Origin of the sequence: Paenibacillus cineris (assembly GCF_018333335.1) — a bacterium.
Taxonomy (GTDB): domain Bacteria; phylum Bacillota; class Bacilli; order Paenibacillales; family Paenibacillaceae; genus Paenibacillus_AQ; species Paenibacillus_AQ favisporus.
Map to the genome: position 1 here is coordinate 1 of NZ_BORU01000004.1, position 16,413 is coordinate 16,413.

11 protein-coding genes and 1 rRNA gene are annotated in these 16,413 nt (G+C 54.2%); 1 reads left to right on the top strand and 11 read right to left on the bottom strand.

Going from position 1 to position 16,413, the window contains the following annotated elements:
- A 16S ribosomal RNA gene (locus KI379_RS26830) occupies positions 1-83 on the bottom strand; the annotation flags it as partial.
- A gap of 473 nt (positions 84-556) precedes the next feature.
- On the opposite strand from KI379_RS26830, the gene KI379_RS26835 reads away from it, so the two are divergent.
- Positions 557-1,804 (top strand): molybdopterin-dependent oxidoreductase, encoded by a 1,248-nt coding sequence (locus tag KI379_RS26835; protein WP_076174492.1) that lies wholly within the window; start codon positions 557-559, stop codon positions 1,802-1,804.
- 22 nt (positions 1,805-1,826) lie between these two features.
- Here KI379_RS26835 and KI379_RS26840 read toward each other — a convergent pair whose 3' ends face one another.
- The 10 genes from KI379_RS26840 to KI379_RS26885 all read right to left on the bottom strand — a co-directional run bounded on the left by KI379_RS26840 (position 1,827) and on the right by KI379_RS26885 (position 16,402).
- On the bottom strand, positions 1,827-3,689 hold the full coding sequence (locus tag KI379_RS26840) for a transglycosylase domain-containing protein (protein WP_076174494.1): 1,863 nt from the start codon (positions 3,687-3,689) through the stop codon (positions 1,827-1,829).
- Positions 3,686-4,297: a hypothetical protein gene (locus KI379_RS26845; protein ID WP_076174496.1), complete on the bottom strand. Its 612-nt coding sequence runs from the start codon at positions 4,295-4,297 to the stop codon at positions 3,686-3,688. The genes KI379_RS26840 and KI379_RS26845 overlap by 4 nt, the downstream gene beginning before the upstream one ends.
- Positions 4,298-4,555: 258 nt before the next feature.
- Positions 4,556-6,577 (bottom strand): NAD-dependent DNA ligase LigA, encoded by a 2,022-nt coding sequence (gene ligA / locus KI379_RS26850; RefSeq protein WP_076174498.1) that lies wholly within the window; start codon positions 6,575-6,577, stop codon positions 4,556-4,558.
- A 34-nt stretch (positions 6,578-6,611) separates the two neighbouring features.
- Complete coding sequence (gene pcrA, locus KI379_RS26855; RefSeq protein ID WP_076174500.1) at positions 6,612-8,939, bottom strand: DNA helicase PcrA; 2,328 nt, start codon at positions 8,937-8,939, stop codon at positions 6,612-6,614.
- A gap of 162 nt (positions 8,940-9,101) precedes the next feature.
- Positions 9,102-9,788, bottom strand: coding sequence for a heptaprenylglyceryl phosphate synthase (locus KI379_RS26860; protein WP_084204120.1), 687 nt, complete (start codon positions 9,786-9,788; stop codon positions 9,102-9,104).
- Positions 9,789-9,983: 195 nt separating this feature from the next.
- Positions 9,984-10,856: a phosphatidylinositol-specific phospholipase C/glycerophosphodiester phosphodiesterase family protein gene (locus tag KI379_RS26865; protein WP_076174504.1), complete on the bottom strand. Its 873-nt coding sequence runs from the start codon at positions 10,854-10,856 to the stop codon at positions 9,984-9,986.
- A gap of 212 nt (positions 10,857-11,068) precedes the next feature.
- Positions 11,069-11,947, bottom strand: a complete 879-nt coding sequence (gene rfbD, locus KI379_RS26870) for a dTDP-4-dehydrorhamnose reductase (protein WP_076174506.1) — start codon at positions 11,945-11,947, stop codon at positions 11,069-11,071.
- Positions 11,944-12,972 carry a dTDP-glucose 4,6-dehydratase gene (gene rfbB, locus KI379_RS26875; protein WP_076174508.1) on the bottom strand — a complete coding sequence of 343 codons (1,029 nt, stop codon included), beginning with the start codon at positions 12,970-12,972 and terminating at the stop codon, positions 11,944-11,946. Before rfbB ends, rfbD begins: the two co-directional genes overlap by 4 nt.
- A gap of 23 nt (positions 12,973-12,995) precedes the next feature.
- The gene (gene rfbC / locus KI379_RS26880; protein WP_076174510.1) at positions 12,996-13,541 is read right to left on the bottom strand and encodes a dTDP-4-dehydrorhamnose 3,5-epimerase; all 546 of its coding nucleotides are present in this window, start codon (positions 13,539-13,541) and stop codon (positions 12,996-12,998) included.
- A 347-nt stretch (positions 13,542-13,888) separates the two neighbouring features.
- Positions 13,889-16,402: a U32 family peptidase gene (locus tag KI379_RS26885; protein WP_212970239.1), complete on the bottom strand. Its 2,514-nt coding sequence runs from the start codon at positions 16,400-16,402 to the stop codon at positions 13,889-13,891.
- Positions 16,403-16,413: the final 11 nt, after the last annotated feature.

The window sequence follows — 16,413 nt, forward strand, 5'->3', positions numbered from 1 at the left end:
GCTCTCCATCAAGTCCGCTCGACTTGCATGTATTAGGCACGCCGCCAGCGTTCGTCCTGAGCCAGGATCAAACTCTCCAAGAAAGTTTGTAGCTCATTTTGAATCTGACGAGATTGATTTAATCTCAGTTTAAAACATCATCCATTTGTTCAGTTTTCAAGGAACTTGATCGCTGCATTCGACATTATTTTCAATTCCGACGCAGTATTATATTGTATCATGTCATTCATATCGTGTCAACACTTATTTAGCAAGCATTGAGAAGATTTGAATCACCGCCTTGTTTAGCGGCAAGAAATAATATATCACGGATACCGCCTATTATGCAACGGTTTTTTTAAATTTATGTTGTGGTAAAATTTACTTACTTATTGTTAGCCAATTCTCTTCTTCACTGACGTATCTATTTTGCATTAACTGTTGATCGCCTGTCTTAGAATTCTGTTCTTGCTGAAATTGGTTCTTACCATGTGCTTATCTACTCAAAAGAATCATAAGTAGAAGCCATACTCGCAGTACCGTTACTTTGTGTTTTCTTAAACAAGGAGGCTGACAAATGAGCGATTGGTTAAACAAGATCCGCAAGGGCATCGGCAAGAAGCTGGCCGCCATTCACCGCTGGAACGCATTGATGGTTGCTTTTCTGGCATTTAGCGGAGTGATTCTTCCCCTTGGGTTCTGGCGCGAGGTGCTTGGCGGAGGCAGGGTCTGGCTGAAATGGCTTCATATCGGTGTCGGCTTGGCCCTGCTCCTTCCCGTCGTCTACTACCTCTTTCTGGCGGGCAAGCATTGGAAGCTGCTGAAGGACCGCCCGAAGCAGAAGTGGAATGTCATCATCGTACTATTCCTGCTGGCCGGCTGGTTCCTTTCCGGGGTGGTATTGTGGCAGTTCAGAGCATTCGGCCCGGCATGGTCCAACCCCGCTCTGACGATTCACGACCTCTTTACTTGGGTGGGTCTGCCTTATATCATCTACCACTCGGTTACCCGTACCCAATGGCTCAAAGAGCCTCACCGGCGGACGGTAAAGTCCGGGGCTGACCGGCCAGCGGCAGCAAATACTGCAAACGAGCCGCTCTACACGCGCAGAGCTTTCATCCGATCAGCGATCGGGGTAGGTATGGCGGTAGCGTTCGGGCCCTCTTTTATCAAATGGCTGGGCAGCAGTATCGGTTCGTCACAGCAAAACATGGAGGAGCTGCTCGAAAGGGATGCCAACCATCTGGTCCCGGCACCCACACCTGCGGCAGAATCCCTCACTCCAGTCGGTGGAGGCGCTAAAGGAAATTTTCGCATCTACACCGTAACCCCCATTCCCTCATTCGATAATACCAACTGGTCTTTTACTGTAGATGGGCTCGTCAATAAACGGCTGCAGTGGAACTGGGAACAATTCGTTAAGCTTTCGCGTGTGGTCCAGGTCAGCGATTTTCACTGCGTCACCGGCTGGTCGGTGTACCATAACACTTGGGAAGGCATCCCCCTTAAAAAATTGTTGGATGAAGCCGGGGTTCAGCCAGCGGCACAAACTGTGAAGTTTTATTCGGGCGATGGGGTCTACACGGACTCTATAACGATGGAACAGGCTCGCATGGATGACATTATGGTAGCCGTTCTGCACGACGGCAAGCCCATTCCAAGCGATCTCGGCGGTCCGGTACGGCTGATCGTTCCCCAAATGTATACTTATAAGTCCGTCAAATGGTTAAACCGGATTGAATTGATTCAAGGCGACCATGTCGGCTATTGGGAAGAGCGGGGTTACGATAAAAATGCCTGGCTTCCGAACGCCAAAAGGACATAACTCGCTCCTTGCAGCCCTTCAATCAACGCTCAAGCCCCCTCCTCATGACCGCTGAAAACAAGGCGGCGGCCTTCCCGCTGCCTGCGGTCATGTAATGATCCGCATCCGTTCTGTCAAACCCCATCCATACAGCCCCGGTCCATTCCGGCGTATAGCCGACGAACCAAAGATCGCGGTTTCCCTTGCTGCTTACGCCGGGCAGGCCAAGCTGCGTCGTGCCGGTTTTGCCCGCTACCGGCCGGTTCATCCTCGCTTTCATCCCTGTGCCCTCGTTCACGACACCGCGCAGCATGCTCGTCATATTTTCCGCCGTCGAGTGCGAGATGACTTGGCGCTCATTCGGACGGTAGGCATACAGCACCCGACCTTTTGAATCCGTAACCTGCCGTACGAGATGCGCATCACGATAAATCCCTCCGCTGGCAAACACGCTGTACGCCTGCGCCATTTTCAAGGGAGAGACGCCGGAATGAACGCCGCCAAGCGCAATGGACAGATTAGCATCCTCAGAGGTAAGCGAAATGCCCAGCTTCGCCGCGAATTGTATCGCCTTTGTAATCCCTACCTGCTGCAGCAGCCATACGGCCGGAGCATTTACAGACTGCTGCAGCGCTTGCCTCATGGTCATTTGCCCCTGATAGGCTCCGCCCAAATTCTGAGGCCTGTAGCTCCCGTAAGCTATCTTGCGATCCTGAAGCATGCTGTCCGGCGAAAATTTACCGCTCTCAAGGGCCGGGCCGTAAGCGATAATCGGCTTAAAGGCAGAACCCGGCTGCCTGGCATCAACCACAGCCCGGTTCAAGCTGCCTGCAGCCGGATGCCTGCCTCCGGTCAGCGCCACAACCTCTCCCGTCCGATGATCCATAATCACCATCGCTGCTTCAACCTGCTGATCCTTGCCGTCCGGCGGAAAGAAATCCGGGTTGGCAAACGTATCTTCCAGCGCAGCCTGTGCAGCCATATTCATTCCCGTTACGATGATATACCCACCCGTCTTCAACTCTTCCAACGTTTTGCCTGTTCGGAGCGCGGCTTCCTTGAGAGCAGCATCCATATAAGAGGCCCCCAGCACAGGAGGATTCACCTTCGCCGGCGGCTGATATTTCGTATTCATAGCAGACATCATGTCATCACGGGTAATCAGACCTTGACGCTTCATAATGCCAAGCACTACGTTGCGCCGTTGTATGGGCAGGTCGCCCTTATATAACGGATTGTAAATGGACGGTCCCTTCGGTATGGCGGCCAAGGAGGCGATTTGCGCCACACTGAGCTTTTTCAGATCCGTCACTCCGAAATAATGCTCCGCCGCAGATTTGATGCCGAATTGCCCATCCCCCATGTAAATCTCATTCAAATACATTTCCAAAATGTCATGCTTGGACAAGCGTTTCTCCAGCGACAAAGCGATGGAAGCCTCGTTCAGCTTGCGCAGCAGCGTTTGATCCCGGTTCAGATACAGATTTCGGGCCAGCTGCTGCGTAATGGTGCTACCGCCTTCCGAAATCCGCATATGGATGGAGTTGGTGTATACCGCACGTGCAATCCCTTTGTAATCCAGCCCATGATGTCCATAAAAACTCCGGTCCTCCACCGCCAAAAAAGTGTTCAGCAGCAAATCAGGCATTTCTTCCAGTTGTGCCTTGGCCCTGTATCCCGACTCCGGCAGTGGTATTTTTCGAAGCTTGGTCCCATCCGAAGCCACCAGGATGCTCGACTCCGGCAATATCAGTTTCTCGGGATGACGCCCCACGACGATACCTCCGTACGTATGTACATAAAACAAACCAGCCAGTACGATCACCGCACCGATGACCGCTATATCGAATGAGAGGTAGAACCCCCTCATCACCTTACGCCAAACCTTTGCCTGCAGGCTGTTCATGACGCCGTCATCAGGCTTTCCAGAAGCCTCTCCAATCCTTGCGCTTCCCGTTTCACGGATTCCATATCGAAATCTGGCAGCCGCTGACTGTCCAAATCCGCAGCCTCCAATGTGCGGAGCAGAGATTTGATTCGCAAAATGACTGCCATGACCTCTTCGTTGTCCAGAAGTGGAGTCGTTTCGTTTTGGATGGGCGGTGTGGATATTCGATCGGCTAAAGATGTTGTCATCCATCTACGAATGCCTTGTAAGTGGCTTGCCAATGCTTTTAACTCACCACCGGAGGCAACTTTCAGTTCACGAAAGGATCCTCGATCTGCCAGCTCCTCCGCCGCTCTCACGATCTGTTTCATATCATCCGCAAGTTTTTGCGAGCGAAACATGAACAAACCGGCAAACACGATCAAAAAAACAACGGCGGCTATCGGCGTTCTACCAATATAGTTCACCAAACCACGGGCCAGCCTGGCAAAAAATGAGTCGGGCGAAACATGTGCATAGGACCACACAAAGACACGGTATGTCAAAAAAAGTACGATACCGCTTAACAAAGCGCTGCCCGTCACTGTATACAGATAAGCAGTCCGAACCGTTAACCATTTCCTCAAAACTCAGGCCTCCTCTCAGCAAAGCGGAAAACTCACCCACTTATGTGCAAAAGGATACCAGACAATTCTTAACAAACACCCGCGAAATCCTTAACATTCCCTTAAAATTCCACCGCAAGCAGAAATCCGGCTCCATGCAGAGTGCCCCTTCATGCGAGTTCCATCGACGATCAAAACAGCAACATCCGCATGAGAAAAAAGAAAAAGCCCTAGGCCCATTTTTCAATGAGCCCGGACTTTGTTGGTCACGTTCAATAACTAGTTCGCTTCTTCGTTCAAAAGACGAATGAACTCGTCCTCGTCCTCGATCACCTGGATGCCGAGCTGCTTCGCTTTGGCCAGCTTGCTGCCGGCCTTCTCTCCGGCAATGAGCAGGTCCGTCTTGGCCGAGACGCTGCCCGTCACTTTCGCTCCCAGCGCCTCCAGCTGCGCAGACGCCTCGTCGCGGGTCATTTGGTGCAGCGTGCCGGTCAATACGACCGTTTTCCCGCTGAAGAAGGAGTCGGTTTTAACCGCCTGAGGTGCCTCAGGCGCCTTCGCTTGTACGCCGAGAGAGAGCATTTTCTCGATGCCCGCCACCACAAACGGATCGGCAAAGAAGTTCACGATGCTCTCGGCGACAATGCCGCCGACATCCGGAAGAGCGATTAACTCCTCTATGTCGGCTTTCATCACAGCATGGAGATCCCGGTAATGGTCCGCCAGCATTTTGGCCGTGGATTTGCCGGTGTTGGGAATACCCAATGCGTACAGGAAGGAAGCGAGATCCCTGCCCTTGCTTTTTTCAATCGCCTCCAGCAGATTCATCGCCTTTTTCTCGCCAAAACGATCCAGCTTCACCAGCTGCTCAAACGTCAGCTCATACAGTTCCGCCGCTTCGTGCACGTTCAGTTCGTCGTACAGCTGTCCGGCTGTCTTATCGCTGAACGTCTCGATATCCATCGCGTCACGGGAGGCGAAATGCGTAATCCGCCCGATGATTTGCGGCCTGCAGTTCAGCTTGTTGTTGCAGAACAGATGGGCGCCGCGCATTTCCAGCGGGAAGCCGCACGCCGGGCAATGCTCCGGATAAATGATTTCACCGCCGTCGTTCTCTTCGGTCACCTTACCCAAAATCTCCGGAATGACGTCGTTGGAACGGCGGATAAACACGCGCGTACCCAGCGCATATTTCAGGTTTTTGCGCTCGATGTCCCCCACGTTGTTCAGCGTACAGTTCTGAACGGTAACGCCTGCCAGCTCCACCGCTTCTACCCGGGCGAGCGGAGTTACTTTACCGGTACGGCCTACGTTCCAGCTGACGGACTCCAGCACGGTTGTCGTCTCTTCCGCCTCGAATTTGTAGGCTACCGCCCAGCGAGGGAATTTGTCCGTATACCCGAGCGCCTCGCGCGTGCGCATGTCGACGATTTTGATAACGGCTCCGTCAATGAGATAGTCCAGGCTGGAACGGCGCTCCTGAATTTCGGCCAGCTGCTCCATCACATCGTCGAAGTTATCGAAATACGTGATGTACGGATTGACTTTAAAATGATTTTCCCGCAGAAAATCCATCATTTCCTTATGGCTGTCGAACCGGATGTTATCCGAATAGCCCACGTTGTAGAAATAGGCATTCAACCGGCGCTCGGCCGTCACCTTCGGATTCAGGTTGCGCAGCGCTCCCGCCGCCCCGTTCCGGGCGTTCTTGAGCGGCTCTGCCGCCGTCTTGTTGTACTCCTCAAGCACAGAGAGGTTCATTATCCCTTCGCCTTGGACCTCGATCGTTCCGTCCTTATATGGAATGCTCAAAGGCACAGACTTAATCGTCTTGATCTGCGGAAGGATGCCTTCGCCGACCACGCCGTTTCCACGCGTAGCCGCCTGAACCAATCTTCCGTTGGTATAGGTCAAATTGAGCGTGAGCCCGTCAAACTTCAGCTCCACCGCATAGCTCAGCTCGGGCAGAGGGTTATCCGGGTTTTTCTTGTTATAGTCTTGAACCAGCCTTACAGCCCTTGCGTTCCAGCTGCCAAGCTGTTCGATATTTTGGGCCTTATCCAGGCTCCACAGCGGAGCCAGATGACGATGCTGGACAAATCCTTTGAGCAGCTCTCCCCCTACACGCTGTGTCGGAGAATCCGGCAGCGTCATGCCGGTCTCCTTCTCCAATGCAACGAGCTGGTCGTACAAAGCGTCGTACTCTTTATCGCTAATGACAGGCGCATCCAGCGTGTAGTATTGATAATTGTGCTTATTCAGCTCGGCTACGAGCTGCTCCATGGTCAACTTCGGATCCATGCAGGGTCATCCCTCCGTCTATAGATTCATAATTTTAATTTTCCACTTTAGTGATCGGCGCAAACCCGGCCAAAAGGCGTTTCACGCCAACCGGCGCTGGAAAAGCGATCTGCAGCTCCGTATCGTTGCCGCTGCCTTTCACTGAAACGACCGTCCCGATGCCCCATTTGCCGTGGGAGACCTTGTCTCCCGCCTTCAGGGCGGTGAGGTCCGAGGTGCTGCTCGCCGCTGCCATTTTGGCCGGAGTGGAGGTAGTCACCGTCACCCGGCTCTCCCGGCCAACCGAAGTGGCCGTGGAACCGCTCTGCGAGGATGGGGCAGCACTTCTGCCGAAGTTGCTGCCTCCGCTGCCAAAACCTCTGCCGCCATAAGAACCGCCAATATTGCCTCCGCGGCGGTAGCGGTCACGGGCAACGACCGTATCTTCCTTCAGCTCTTCCGGGATCTCATCCAGGAAGCGGGAAGGCGGGTTCGCCGTCGTCCGGCCGAACAAGGTGCGCATCTGCGCGCAGGATAGGAACAGCTGCTGCTCCGCGCGGGTAATCCCGACGTAAGCCAGCCGGCGCTCCTCCTCCAGCTCCTCATTATCCTGGAAGGCCCGGCTGTGCGGGAATACGCCTTCTTCCATGCCGATGATAAACACCACCGGGAATTCCAGCCCCTTGGCGCTGTGCATCGTCATCAGGACAACTGCATCCGTGCGGTCCTCCTCGCTGTCGTTCATACTGTCGATGTCGGCGATGAGCGCCAAATCGGTCAGAAACGCCACCAGCGACTTATCTTCATTATTCTTCTCAAATTCCATCGTAACAGACAGGAACTCGTCGATATTTTCCAGGCGGGACCGGGATTCGATCGTATTCTCACGCTGCAGGTCGATCCGGTACTGGGTCATCTCCAGCATTTTCTCGGTCAGCTCAGTGACCGACAGATACTCCACCATCTGGTAAAGGGCCGAAATCATATCGTAGAACTCCACCAGTGCGTTGCGGGTCCGTCCGGCAAAGCCGAGATCGTCAACGAACTCCAGCACACGGAAGATGGACACTCCCCGCTCCGTCGCTGCGGCTGAAAGCTTCGCCACTGTCGTATCGCCGATACTCCGTTTAGGAACGTTAATGATCCGCGTCAAGCTGATATCGTCATCCGGATTGGAGAGCAGGCGCAGATAGGCCAGCATATCCTTGATCTCTTTGCGGTCGTAGAACTTGATGCCGCCGACGATTTGGTACGGAATGTCCGACTTGATCAAAATTTCCTCGATGACCCGGGACTGGGCGTTGGTCCGGTACAGGATGGCATGATCCTGGTACGACTTGCCCTGATTTACGTTCTTGCTGATTTCCGAGGTGACGAAATACCCTTCGTCATGCTCCGAGTCCGCCCGATACACTTTAATCTTCGCGCCTTCGCCTTTATCGGTCCACAGCTTCTTCGGTTTGCGGCCGGTGTTCTGTCCAATGACCTCGTTCGCTGCGTTCAAAATCGTCGCGGTGGAGCGGTAGTTCTGTTCGAGCAGAATGGTGCGCGCTTCCGGATAATCCTCTTCAAAATTCAAAATGTTGCTGATGTCCGCGCCGCGCCAGCGGTAAATGGACTGGTCGCTGTCACCCACAACGCAAATCCGGTGATGGCTGTCGGCCAGCATCCGGCACAGCATGTACTGCGCCCGGTTCGTATCCTGGTACTCGTCGACATGAATGTACTGGAACTTTTTCTGATAAAAATCCAGCACTTCCGGCACTTCCTTAAACAGCTGAATCGTAGCCATGATCAAATCGTCAAAGTCCAGCGAGTTGTTGGCCTTGAGCCGCTTCTGGTACATCGTGTACACCTTGGCGACCAGGCCTTCGAAATAGTCCCCCGCCTTCTGTTCATACTGCGCCGGCGTCACCAGTTCGTTCTTCGCCGTACTGATCACGGACTGGATCGCTTTCGGCTCGAATTTCTTCGTGTCGAGGTTCAGATCCTTCATGCAGTTGCGGATAACGGACAGCTGGTCTGTGGAGTCCAGAATGGAAAAGTTCGAGGTGAATCCGATGCGTTCAATATCTCTCCGCAAAATGCGGACGCACATCGAGTGGAACGTGGACACCCAAATGTCCCGGCCCTCATTGCCGACCAGCTTCGCTACCCGGTCCTGCATCTCGCGCGCGGCTTTGTTGGTAAACGTAATGGCCAGAATGCCCCAAGGCGGAGCTTTGCGGGTTGCGATCAGGTAAGCGATCCGGTGTGTGAGCACCCGGGTCTTGCCACTGCCCGCGCCGGCCATGATGAGCAGCGGGCCGTCCGTGGCTTCCACGGCTTGGCGCTGCTGCGGGTTCAGTCGTTGTATTGCCTGTTGTATATCAATAGGTTGCATGCGTGCATGCTCCTTCCTGCTATAGAAATTCACAAATAAGATAGGACATCATAAAAGCGGTATGCAGTGTGGCCCAACGGCCAGCATCTATTATACCGGTTAGCGGTGATATGCATTTGGGGATTAGAGGTAGTACCGAGAACGGTCTAAATCCACTTACTTTTATTCCTTAATAGCCTTAACCGTCAGCAGCGCCTGCTTCAAATCTTCGTAAACGGCGTTGCCGACGACGATGGTGTCGCAGACGTCAGCAGCCTGACGGGCCGAATCAGCATCCTTGATGCCTCCGCCATAGAACAGCTTGGCCCCGTTAAGCGAGCGGTGAATGTGACGCACGGTCTCCATGTCCCCGAACGTCCCGCTGTACTCCACATAGACAACCGGCAGAGACATCAGCTTGTCCGCGACCTGGGCATACGCCGCTGCTCCGGCCGCATCCAGCTGGGTCTGCGCACCGGTCAAGCGGGCAACCGTGGAATCAGCGTTCAGGACGATATATCCTTCGGGAACGAGCAGCTCCCACGGGATCATGTATCCATACTCCTCTACCGCCCGCTGATGATGGCCAACGAGCCATGCCGAATCCGAAGCATTGAGCACCATGGGGATCATATACAGATCAAAACCCGGTACGATCGCCTCCAGGTCGGACACCTCCAGCACGCAGGGGACCTCATATCGCCTAATACGTGACAGCAGCTCTACGGTGTTATCAAACGTTACCCCGCTGGACCCGCCCACCATGACGGCGTCCGTACCGGACATGCACACCGCATCCAGCGCCTCATCGGCGATCCCCTTATCCGGGTCAAGCTTAAACACATGCCTCCATGGCATAATCATTTGCATCAAAGGGCATTCCTCCACGACAAATCTTCATAAATCTAGTCTATGTCAGCACCGGGTGAGTGTCAATTTGTGTTCGCATAAAATGCGAACATTTTTTCGCCAATCCGCCGTACACAAAAAAGAAGATATGCTCCGGGTAGAGAAGCATATCTTTCAAGTCATAAACGATTCATCAGGTGAACAATATGGATGTAATTACCACCCGAGCGCAACCAGCCAGCGGTTGTCCCCAAGCTCTTGCTCCGTTACAAAGTCGGAATACACGCCCGTAACCCCCATTCGCTGCAGCCTGCCAATTTCGGAAGGATCGTTAATCGTATTCACATAAGCCGTAATTCCCGCCTTCTTCAGCTTGGCCAGAAAATCCGGCTTCGCCCGGGATTCCGGGATCGTAACCGCCTCAATCGAATGGCTGGCAGCAAAATCGATGACTTCCTGATCCGTATCCTTGGTCGCATACAGCGTGTATATAATGGACGGAAACTCATAAATACCGTTCACCATGTCCAGCATCGGCTGATCGTAAATTTGCGGCACGACCCTTTTCAGCAGCGCGGGATCGCGTTTTTTCGCCGTATCTACGAGGATCTCCAGCTCTTTTTGCATATCCGCCGGCTCCTGCTCCTTCGTATCTGTCACGATATAAATATCGGGATAATGCTCCATCAGGTCCAAAATATCCGACCAATCCAGCGGCTCGTAGGTGCCGAGGATTTTGCTGTTCTTGAAGTCGCTGTAGGTCAGTCTTCCCGACTGCTTGTCCTTCGGAAGCTCACCCTTTTGCCCCAGCAGCTCGGTCATGTACTGCGTCCATTCGTGCCTGGCCACCAAATGGCCGTCCGCCGTCAGTAGCAGATCCACCTCGAATACACGGTTTCCTTTTTCGTAGTTGGCAATAAACGCCTCATAGGAATTCGTGTACGCATGCTCGCGGATCCCGCCCATCGCGTGGGAAATGACCCGGTAGTCGGTAAAATTGTTGTTGATGTCCTTGGAGCTTCCCTGGGGAACCCACATCATCAGGCCGGCCGCTACGACCAGCGCCAGCAATGCCACCCATTTCCTCATCGATATCACATCCTTTTCACCAGCGTAAGCGTGAGGGGAGCGTGTCTGATTCGTTGGGAGACGAAGAAAGAGATTCGTTAGTAGAGATTACCCGGACGGGAGGGGTGTCAAACGATGAGGGGGGTGGGGAAAGATGGGAATGCCCTATGGGAAAAGAAAAAAGCACCGCAGCAGCCGGTGCCAGATCGAACTTTTCATTATAGAGTTCTAATCTACTCTATTCCTTGATTTCTGGTAGATAGATCTTGAATAAAATCATGCAGTCCCTCCCGCCAATCCCTCAAATCAGTCAGCCCATTGGCCCGAATCGCCATGTGATCCATGACCGAATATGCAGGACGGGGAGCAGGACGGGGAAATTGAGCCGTTGTGCAGGGTTCAAGCCGGGCGGTCAGCTGGATTCCAGCTTTGCCCGCTTCGTCAAAAATAGCCCGGGTGAAGTCAAACCAGGTACACTGCCCCGCATTGGAGGCGTGATAAATCCCGTATTTCTCCGTTTGGACGAGTTCATGCAGAAAGCGGGACAAATCTACTGTGAACGTAGGAGAACCCAGCTGGTCGTTGACGACCTGCAGCACGGGTTTTTCTTGACCGAGGCGCAGCATCGTTTTGACGAAATTGGCTCCATGCGCACCATATACCCAAGAGGTGCGGACAATGAAGTACCTGGTAGACAGGCTCTGCACGAATTGCTCACCAGCCCGTTTGGTTTTGCCGTAGACGCTTTGGGGATCAGTCTCGTCATATTCCCGGTAAGGAACAGAAGACCTTCCGTTAAAAACATAATCCGTGCTGATGTATACCAGCTTGGCTCCGCAGTTCTCCGCTGCCGTCGTCATATTCCTGGTGCCGATCGCATTAACCCGGTAAGCCCCGTCAATGTCCGTTTCTGCCGCATCCACGGCCGTGTAGGCCGCGCAGTGGACAATCGTGTCCGGCCCAAAATCATTAACGGCCTGCTGGCACGCATCCCAACGAGTAATATCGAGCATGGAGCGCCCGCAGCCCAGAACCTGATGCCCCGCTTGCTGAAACAAGGCGGTCACATCCCGGCCAAGCTGTCCTTCGGCTCCTGTCACAAGGACTTTCATAAGCTGTCCCCCAAACGCGAACCGTACTGCTTCTTGTAATAATCCTGATACTCACCGGACTGAATTCGCGCCCACCAATCTTTATGATCCAGATACCACTGAATCGTCTCCTTGATGCCGGATTCAAAATCGTACTTCGGCTCCCAACCGAGTTCCCTCGTTATTTTGGCAGGATCGATTCCGTAACGGCGGTCATGCCCCGGCCGGTCCTGAACATGCGTAATTAATGACTCCGGTTTACCCAGTTCCTCCAATATCGTTCTGACGATATGAAGGTTCGTCCGCTCATTGTTGCCGCCAATGTTATACACCTCGCCCGGCTTGCCCTGATGGATGACAAGGTCGATGGCAGAGCAGTGGTCTTCGACGTACAGCCAGTCCCGGATATTCAACCCGTCGCCGTAAACAGGCAGCGGCTGCTCGTTGAGGGCGCGGGAAATCATGAGCGGGATCAGCTTTTCCGGAAACTGATACGGACCGTAATTGTTGGAACAGCGGGTGATATTTACGGGCAGTCCAAATGTTTCATAATAGGCCCGGACCATGAGATCTCCTCCGGCTTTGCTCGCGGAGTAAGGACTGTTTGGAGCCAGCGGTGTTTCTTCCGTAAAAAGTCCCGTATCTCCCAGCGTACCGTATACCTCATCGGTGGATACCTGAACGAATTTGGTCACCCCATGCTTCCGGGCTGCATCAAGCAGCACCTGCGTCCCCAGCACATTCGTCTTCACGAAAATATCCGGTTCCAGAATGCTCCGGTCTACATGGGATTCAGCCGCAAAGTTGACGACGATATCGATCCCTTGCTGAAACCATGATTCCACAGCCTCCGCATCGGTAATGTTGGTCGCCGTAAATGTGTAATGGGGATGATTCTGGATGGAGCTGAGGTTTTCGAGGTTGCCGGCATACGTCAGTGCATCCATATTGACGATTTCCAATTCAGGATACTTTTGCAGCATGTATATAATAAAATTACTTCCGATAAACCCCGCTCCGCCGGTAACGAGCATTTTCCTTCCCATCGTTTGATCCCTCCTGGTCGTAATCAAAAGTTAAGCTCCGCATCCTTCAGCAGAGGATGGCGCTGATCTTTATCCGACAGGATCGGACTGGAGACCGGCCAGTCGATGCCAAGCGCAGGGTCGTTCCACAAGATGCCCCGGTCATGTTCAGGAGAATAATATTCATCTACCTTATACAGAACCTGCGTACCCGGAACCAGCGTGCAGAATCCGTGGGCGAACCCTTTGGGGACAAGCAGCTGCCGCTTGTTATACTCACTAAGAATCACGCCGGTCCACTCTCCAAACGTCGCTGAATCCCGCCGGACATCCACAATCACATCATAAATCGCACCGCTCAGAACGCGGACCAGCTTGGTCTGGGCTTTGGGGTTCAATTGATAATGAAGGCCGCGGATGACGCCCGCCTCTGCGGAGAGCGATTGATTATCCTGAACGAATGTGTGCGTAATCCCCTGCTGGCGCAGTACAGCCTCGTTATACCCCTCCATAAAAAAACCCCGGTTGTCACCATGAACAACAGGTTCAATCCATACGGCATCTGCCAATCGTAATTGATTCACTTTCACACGGTAGGCCCCCTAATGGTAGTCTTGTAATTAACCAAAATCGAATTCATTCTTATTAATATATGATGCTACCAAACCGTAGGGTGATCTATTGGTCCGCCCTTTTTAAGTCATAAATCATCTTAGGGGAAACTGTTTCAATTGAGTGGGGCCAGAGAGGTTTAGGGGAGAATCGAATAAGCTGTAGTAACACTTCTAAATTCCATATATATACAATACACCATACATCCAGCACGAGGAAATGAATATTTTAGAGATAAAAAAACAAGCCATTATCATAAGTATTAGCACATAAAAAAGGCAGAATCCGCACGACATGGCGGGATTCTGCCTTCATTTATTTTTTCTTACTTCACCAGCTGTCCACGAGTCACACCCAGCTGATTCGTCGCCTTCAGCGTCTTCCATACCTGCGTGCCGCTGATTTCGCCGCGCAGGGCACGGTTGTACAGGTCGATGACCTCGTGCACCTGTTCAGGTGTTTCCTCCAGGAACTCAACGCGGTAGGTCGAGACGCCGAGGTCCATGAAGTTCGTCAGGTACTCGGCACCGGACTGCTCGATCGCGTTGTAGACCGTGTTGCGGCAGCCCTCGTCCACGCGGACCGGGTGGGACATGCCGATGCGGTCCTGCAGGGACGCCCGGTGCGATTCGCACGGACGGCCGCAGTTCGTGAAGTCGGTGCCTTCGCTCAGGAAGGTACAGTATACGCAGTGCTCCGTATGGAACATCGGCAGATGCTGGTGGATGACGATTTCCATCTGCGATGTCTTGGAGCGCTCCAGCAGATCGACCATCTGCTGGATGTTCAGGTCGTAAGACGGCGTGACCAGGTCACAGCCGGCTTCGAGGAACAGATCCACCGCTTTGTGGTTGGCGATGTTCAGCGAGAAATCGCCAATCAGCTGCGGATGATCGGCATCCGGGTTTTCCATCCGGTGGCGCAGGTAGAAGTACAGCGCCCCGGTGTTGCGCACAAGCACGGCGTCCGGCTTGAGGCGCAGGATGTTTTTGTGATAGCCGTTCTCGTTCGGCATATGGATGCGCGGCGTCGCCAGCGCGATTCGCTTGCCGGCGGCATGAACGGCTTCCACCGCTGCCGGGAACTGCTTGATGAACTCGAAGTCGGCGTATATCATCTCTACGCCGGCTTCGAGCGCAGCCTCCACCTGCGGGAGGCTGCGGCACAGCGCGGTGAGCTTCGCCTCACCGCGGGCCACCGGCGATGCGCTGCGCGCGGCATCGCCATACACGGTCGCCGCCCGTTTCACGTATACGGGCGGCTTCGGGCGCTCGCCTGCGAGCAGCTCCACCGCACGGCGGCGGATATTGTTCAGCTCGCGCATCGGCACGATGACGTCGCCCTGCAGGTCGACGTCCAGCTTCTCGAGCTGGTAGACGGTGCCGCCCAGGCGGCCGAACTGCTCCTCGAGCAGAGCGTAATCCATCGGCCGCTTCTTGGCGATTTCCAGCTCCATCTCCGAGTCCACCTGCACCGTTGTGCCCTTCTGCACGTCGGTCCAGACGGTCGTCAGGAGGCCGCCTGCATGGCCTACAGCCTTAACGTGGACCGGGAACACCCGGTACGGCTTCTCCGTCTCGAACGTTTGGCGCAGGCGCTTGTCGAGCGCCGGATCGTTTGTTTTCCAGATACGGTCGCCGACATGCAGCTTACGCAGGTCTACGTCGCTCCGGCCCGGGACGATGTCCACGATCCAGCCTTCGCCGGCTTCCCCGTCAATCTTGACGCCTTTGCGGCGCAGGTCGTAAATCCGTCCGCCCTCTTCCTGCTTCGTCGGGTCGCCCGCGTCGAACACGATGCCGTCCCCGCGCTTCAGCGGAGCTTCGATCTTGCAGACGACGCCGTCGCGCAGGATCTTTTCGACCCGGCCGACGTACACGCCGCGGCTTTTCGGGAACGTGCCGTCCACCAGCTTTTTATTGTTCGTGCCTTCGAGGAACCCATGCGTAAAGCCGCGCGAAAAGCTCTGCTGCAGCTCGCGCATTTCCTCTTCGCTCGGCGGCGTATTGTCACCGTCAAAGTAACGGTCGATCGCCTTGCGGTACTTGCTGACCACGTTGGCCACGTACTCGGGGCTCTTCAGCCGCCCTTCGATTTTAAAGGACGTGACGCCCGCTTCGATCAGCTCAGGCATCAAATCGATGGCCGCCAAATCTTTTGGCGACAGCAGATAAGCCACATCGCCCATCGGCTTCTGCTCGCCGTCCACGATCAGGTCATACGGCAGGCGGCAGGCCTGCGCGCATTCGCCGCGGTTGGCCGAGCGGCCGCCCCACATTTCCGACGTCAGGCACTGACCGGAATAGGAGACGCACAGGGCGCCATGAACGAACACTTCCATCGGAAGTTTCGCCTGTTCTCCGATTTTTTGAATCTGCTTCAGGTTGTTCTCGCGCCCAAGCACGACACGCTCCATGCCCCACGGCTTGGTGAATTCCACCGCTTCCGGCGAAGTGATCGTCATTTGGGTCGAGCCGTGAATCGGGAAGTCCGGGGAAATTTCCCGGATCAGCTTCACCAGCCCCAAATCCTGCACAATCACAGCATCCACGCCCGCATCGATACAGGCGTCGATCAGTTCCTTGGCATCCTCCAGCTCGTTTTCAAACACCAAAATGTTAAACGTCAAAAAGCCCTTCACGCCATAGCTGTGAAGAAACGACATGATCTCCGGCAGCTCCGCCATCCGGAAGTTGTTCGCCCGGGCACGGGCGTTAAACTTTTCCACGCCGAAAAAGATCGCATCCGCTCCATTGGCTACCGCCGCACGCATGCAGTCCCAGTCGCCGGCCGGCGCCAGAAGCTCCACATCTTCCCTTCTTAATGCCTGTTTGTTCATCTATATCCTCC

Coding starts and splice junctions, on each gene's coding strand:
- pcrA (WP_076174500.1), bottom strand. CDS start 8,939: ATGCAACCTATTGATATACAACAGGCAATACAACGACTGAACCCGCAG.
- KI379_RS26835 (WP_076174492.1), top strand. CDS start 557: ATGAGCGATTGGTTAAACAAGATCCGCAAGGGCATCGGCAAGAAGCTG.
- rfbD (WP_076174506.1), bottom strand. CDS start 11,947: ATGAAAGTCCTTGTGACAGGAGCCGAAGGACAGCTTGGCCGGGATGTG.
- KI379_RS26865 (WP_076174504.1), bottom strand. CDS start 10,856: ATGAGGAAATGGGTGGCATTGCTGGCGCTGGTCGTAGCGGCCGGCCTG.
- KI379_RS26860 (WP_084204120.1), bottom strand. CDS start 9,788: ATGCAAATGATTATGCCATGGAGGCATGTGTTTAAGCTTGACCCGGAT.
- KI379_RS26840 (WP_076174494.1), bottom strand. CDS start 3,689: ATGAACAGCCTGCAGGCAAAGGTTTGGCGTAAGGTGATGAGGGGGTTC.
- ligA (WP_076174498.1), bottom strand. CDS start 6,577: ATGGATCCGAAGTTGACCATGGAGCAGCTCGTAGCCGAGCTGAATAAG.
- rfbB (WP_076174508.1), bottom strand. CDS start 12,972: ATGGGAAGGAAAATGCTCGTTACCGGCGGAGCGGGGTTTATCGGAAGT.
- KI379_RS26885 (WP_212970239.1), bottom strand. CDS start 16,402: ATGAACAAACAGGCATTAAGAAGGGAAGATGTGGAGCTTCTGGCGCCG.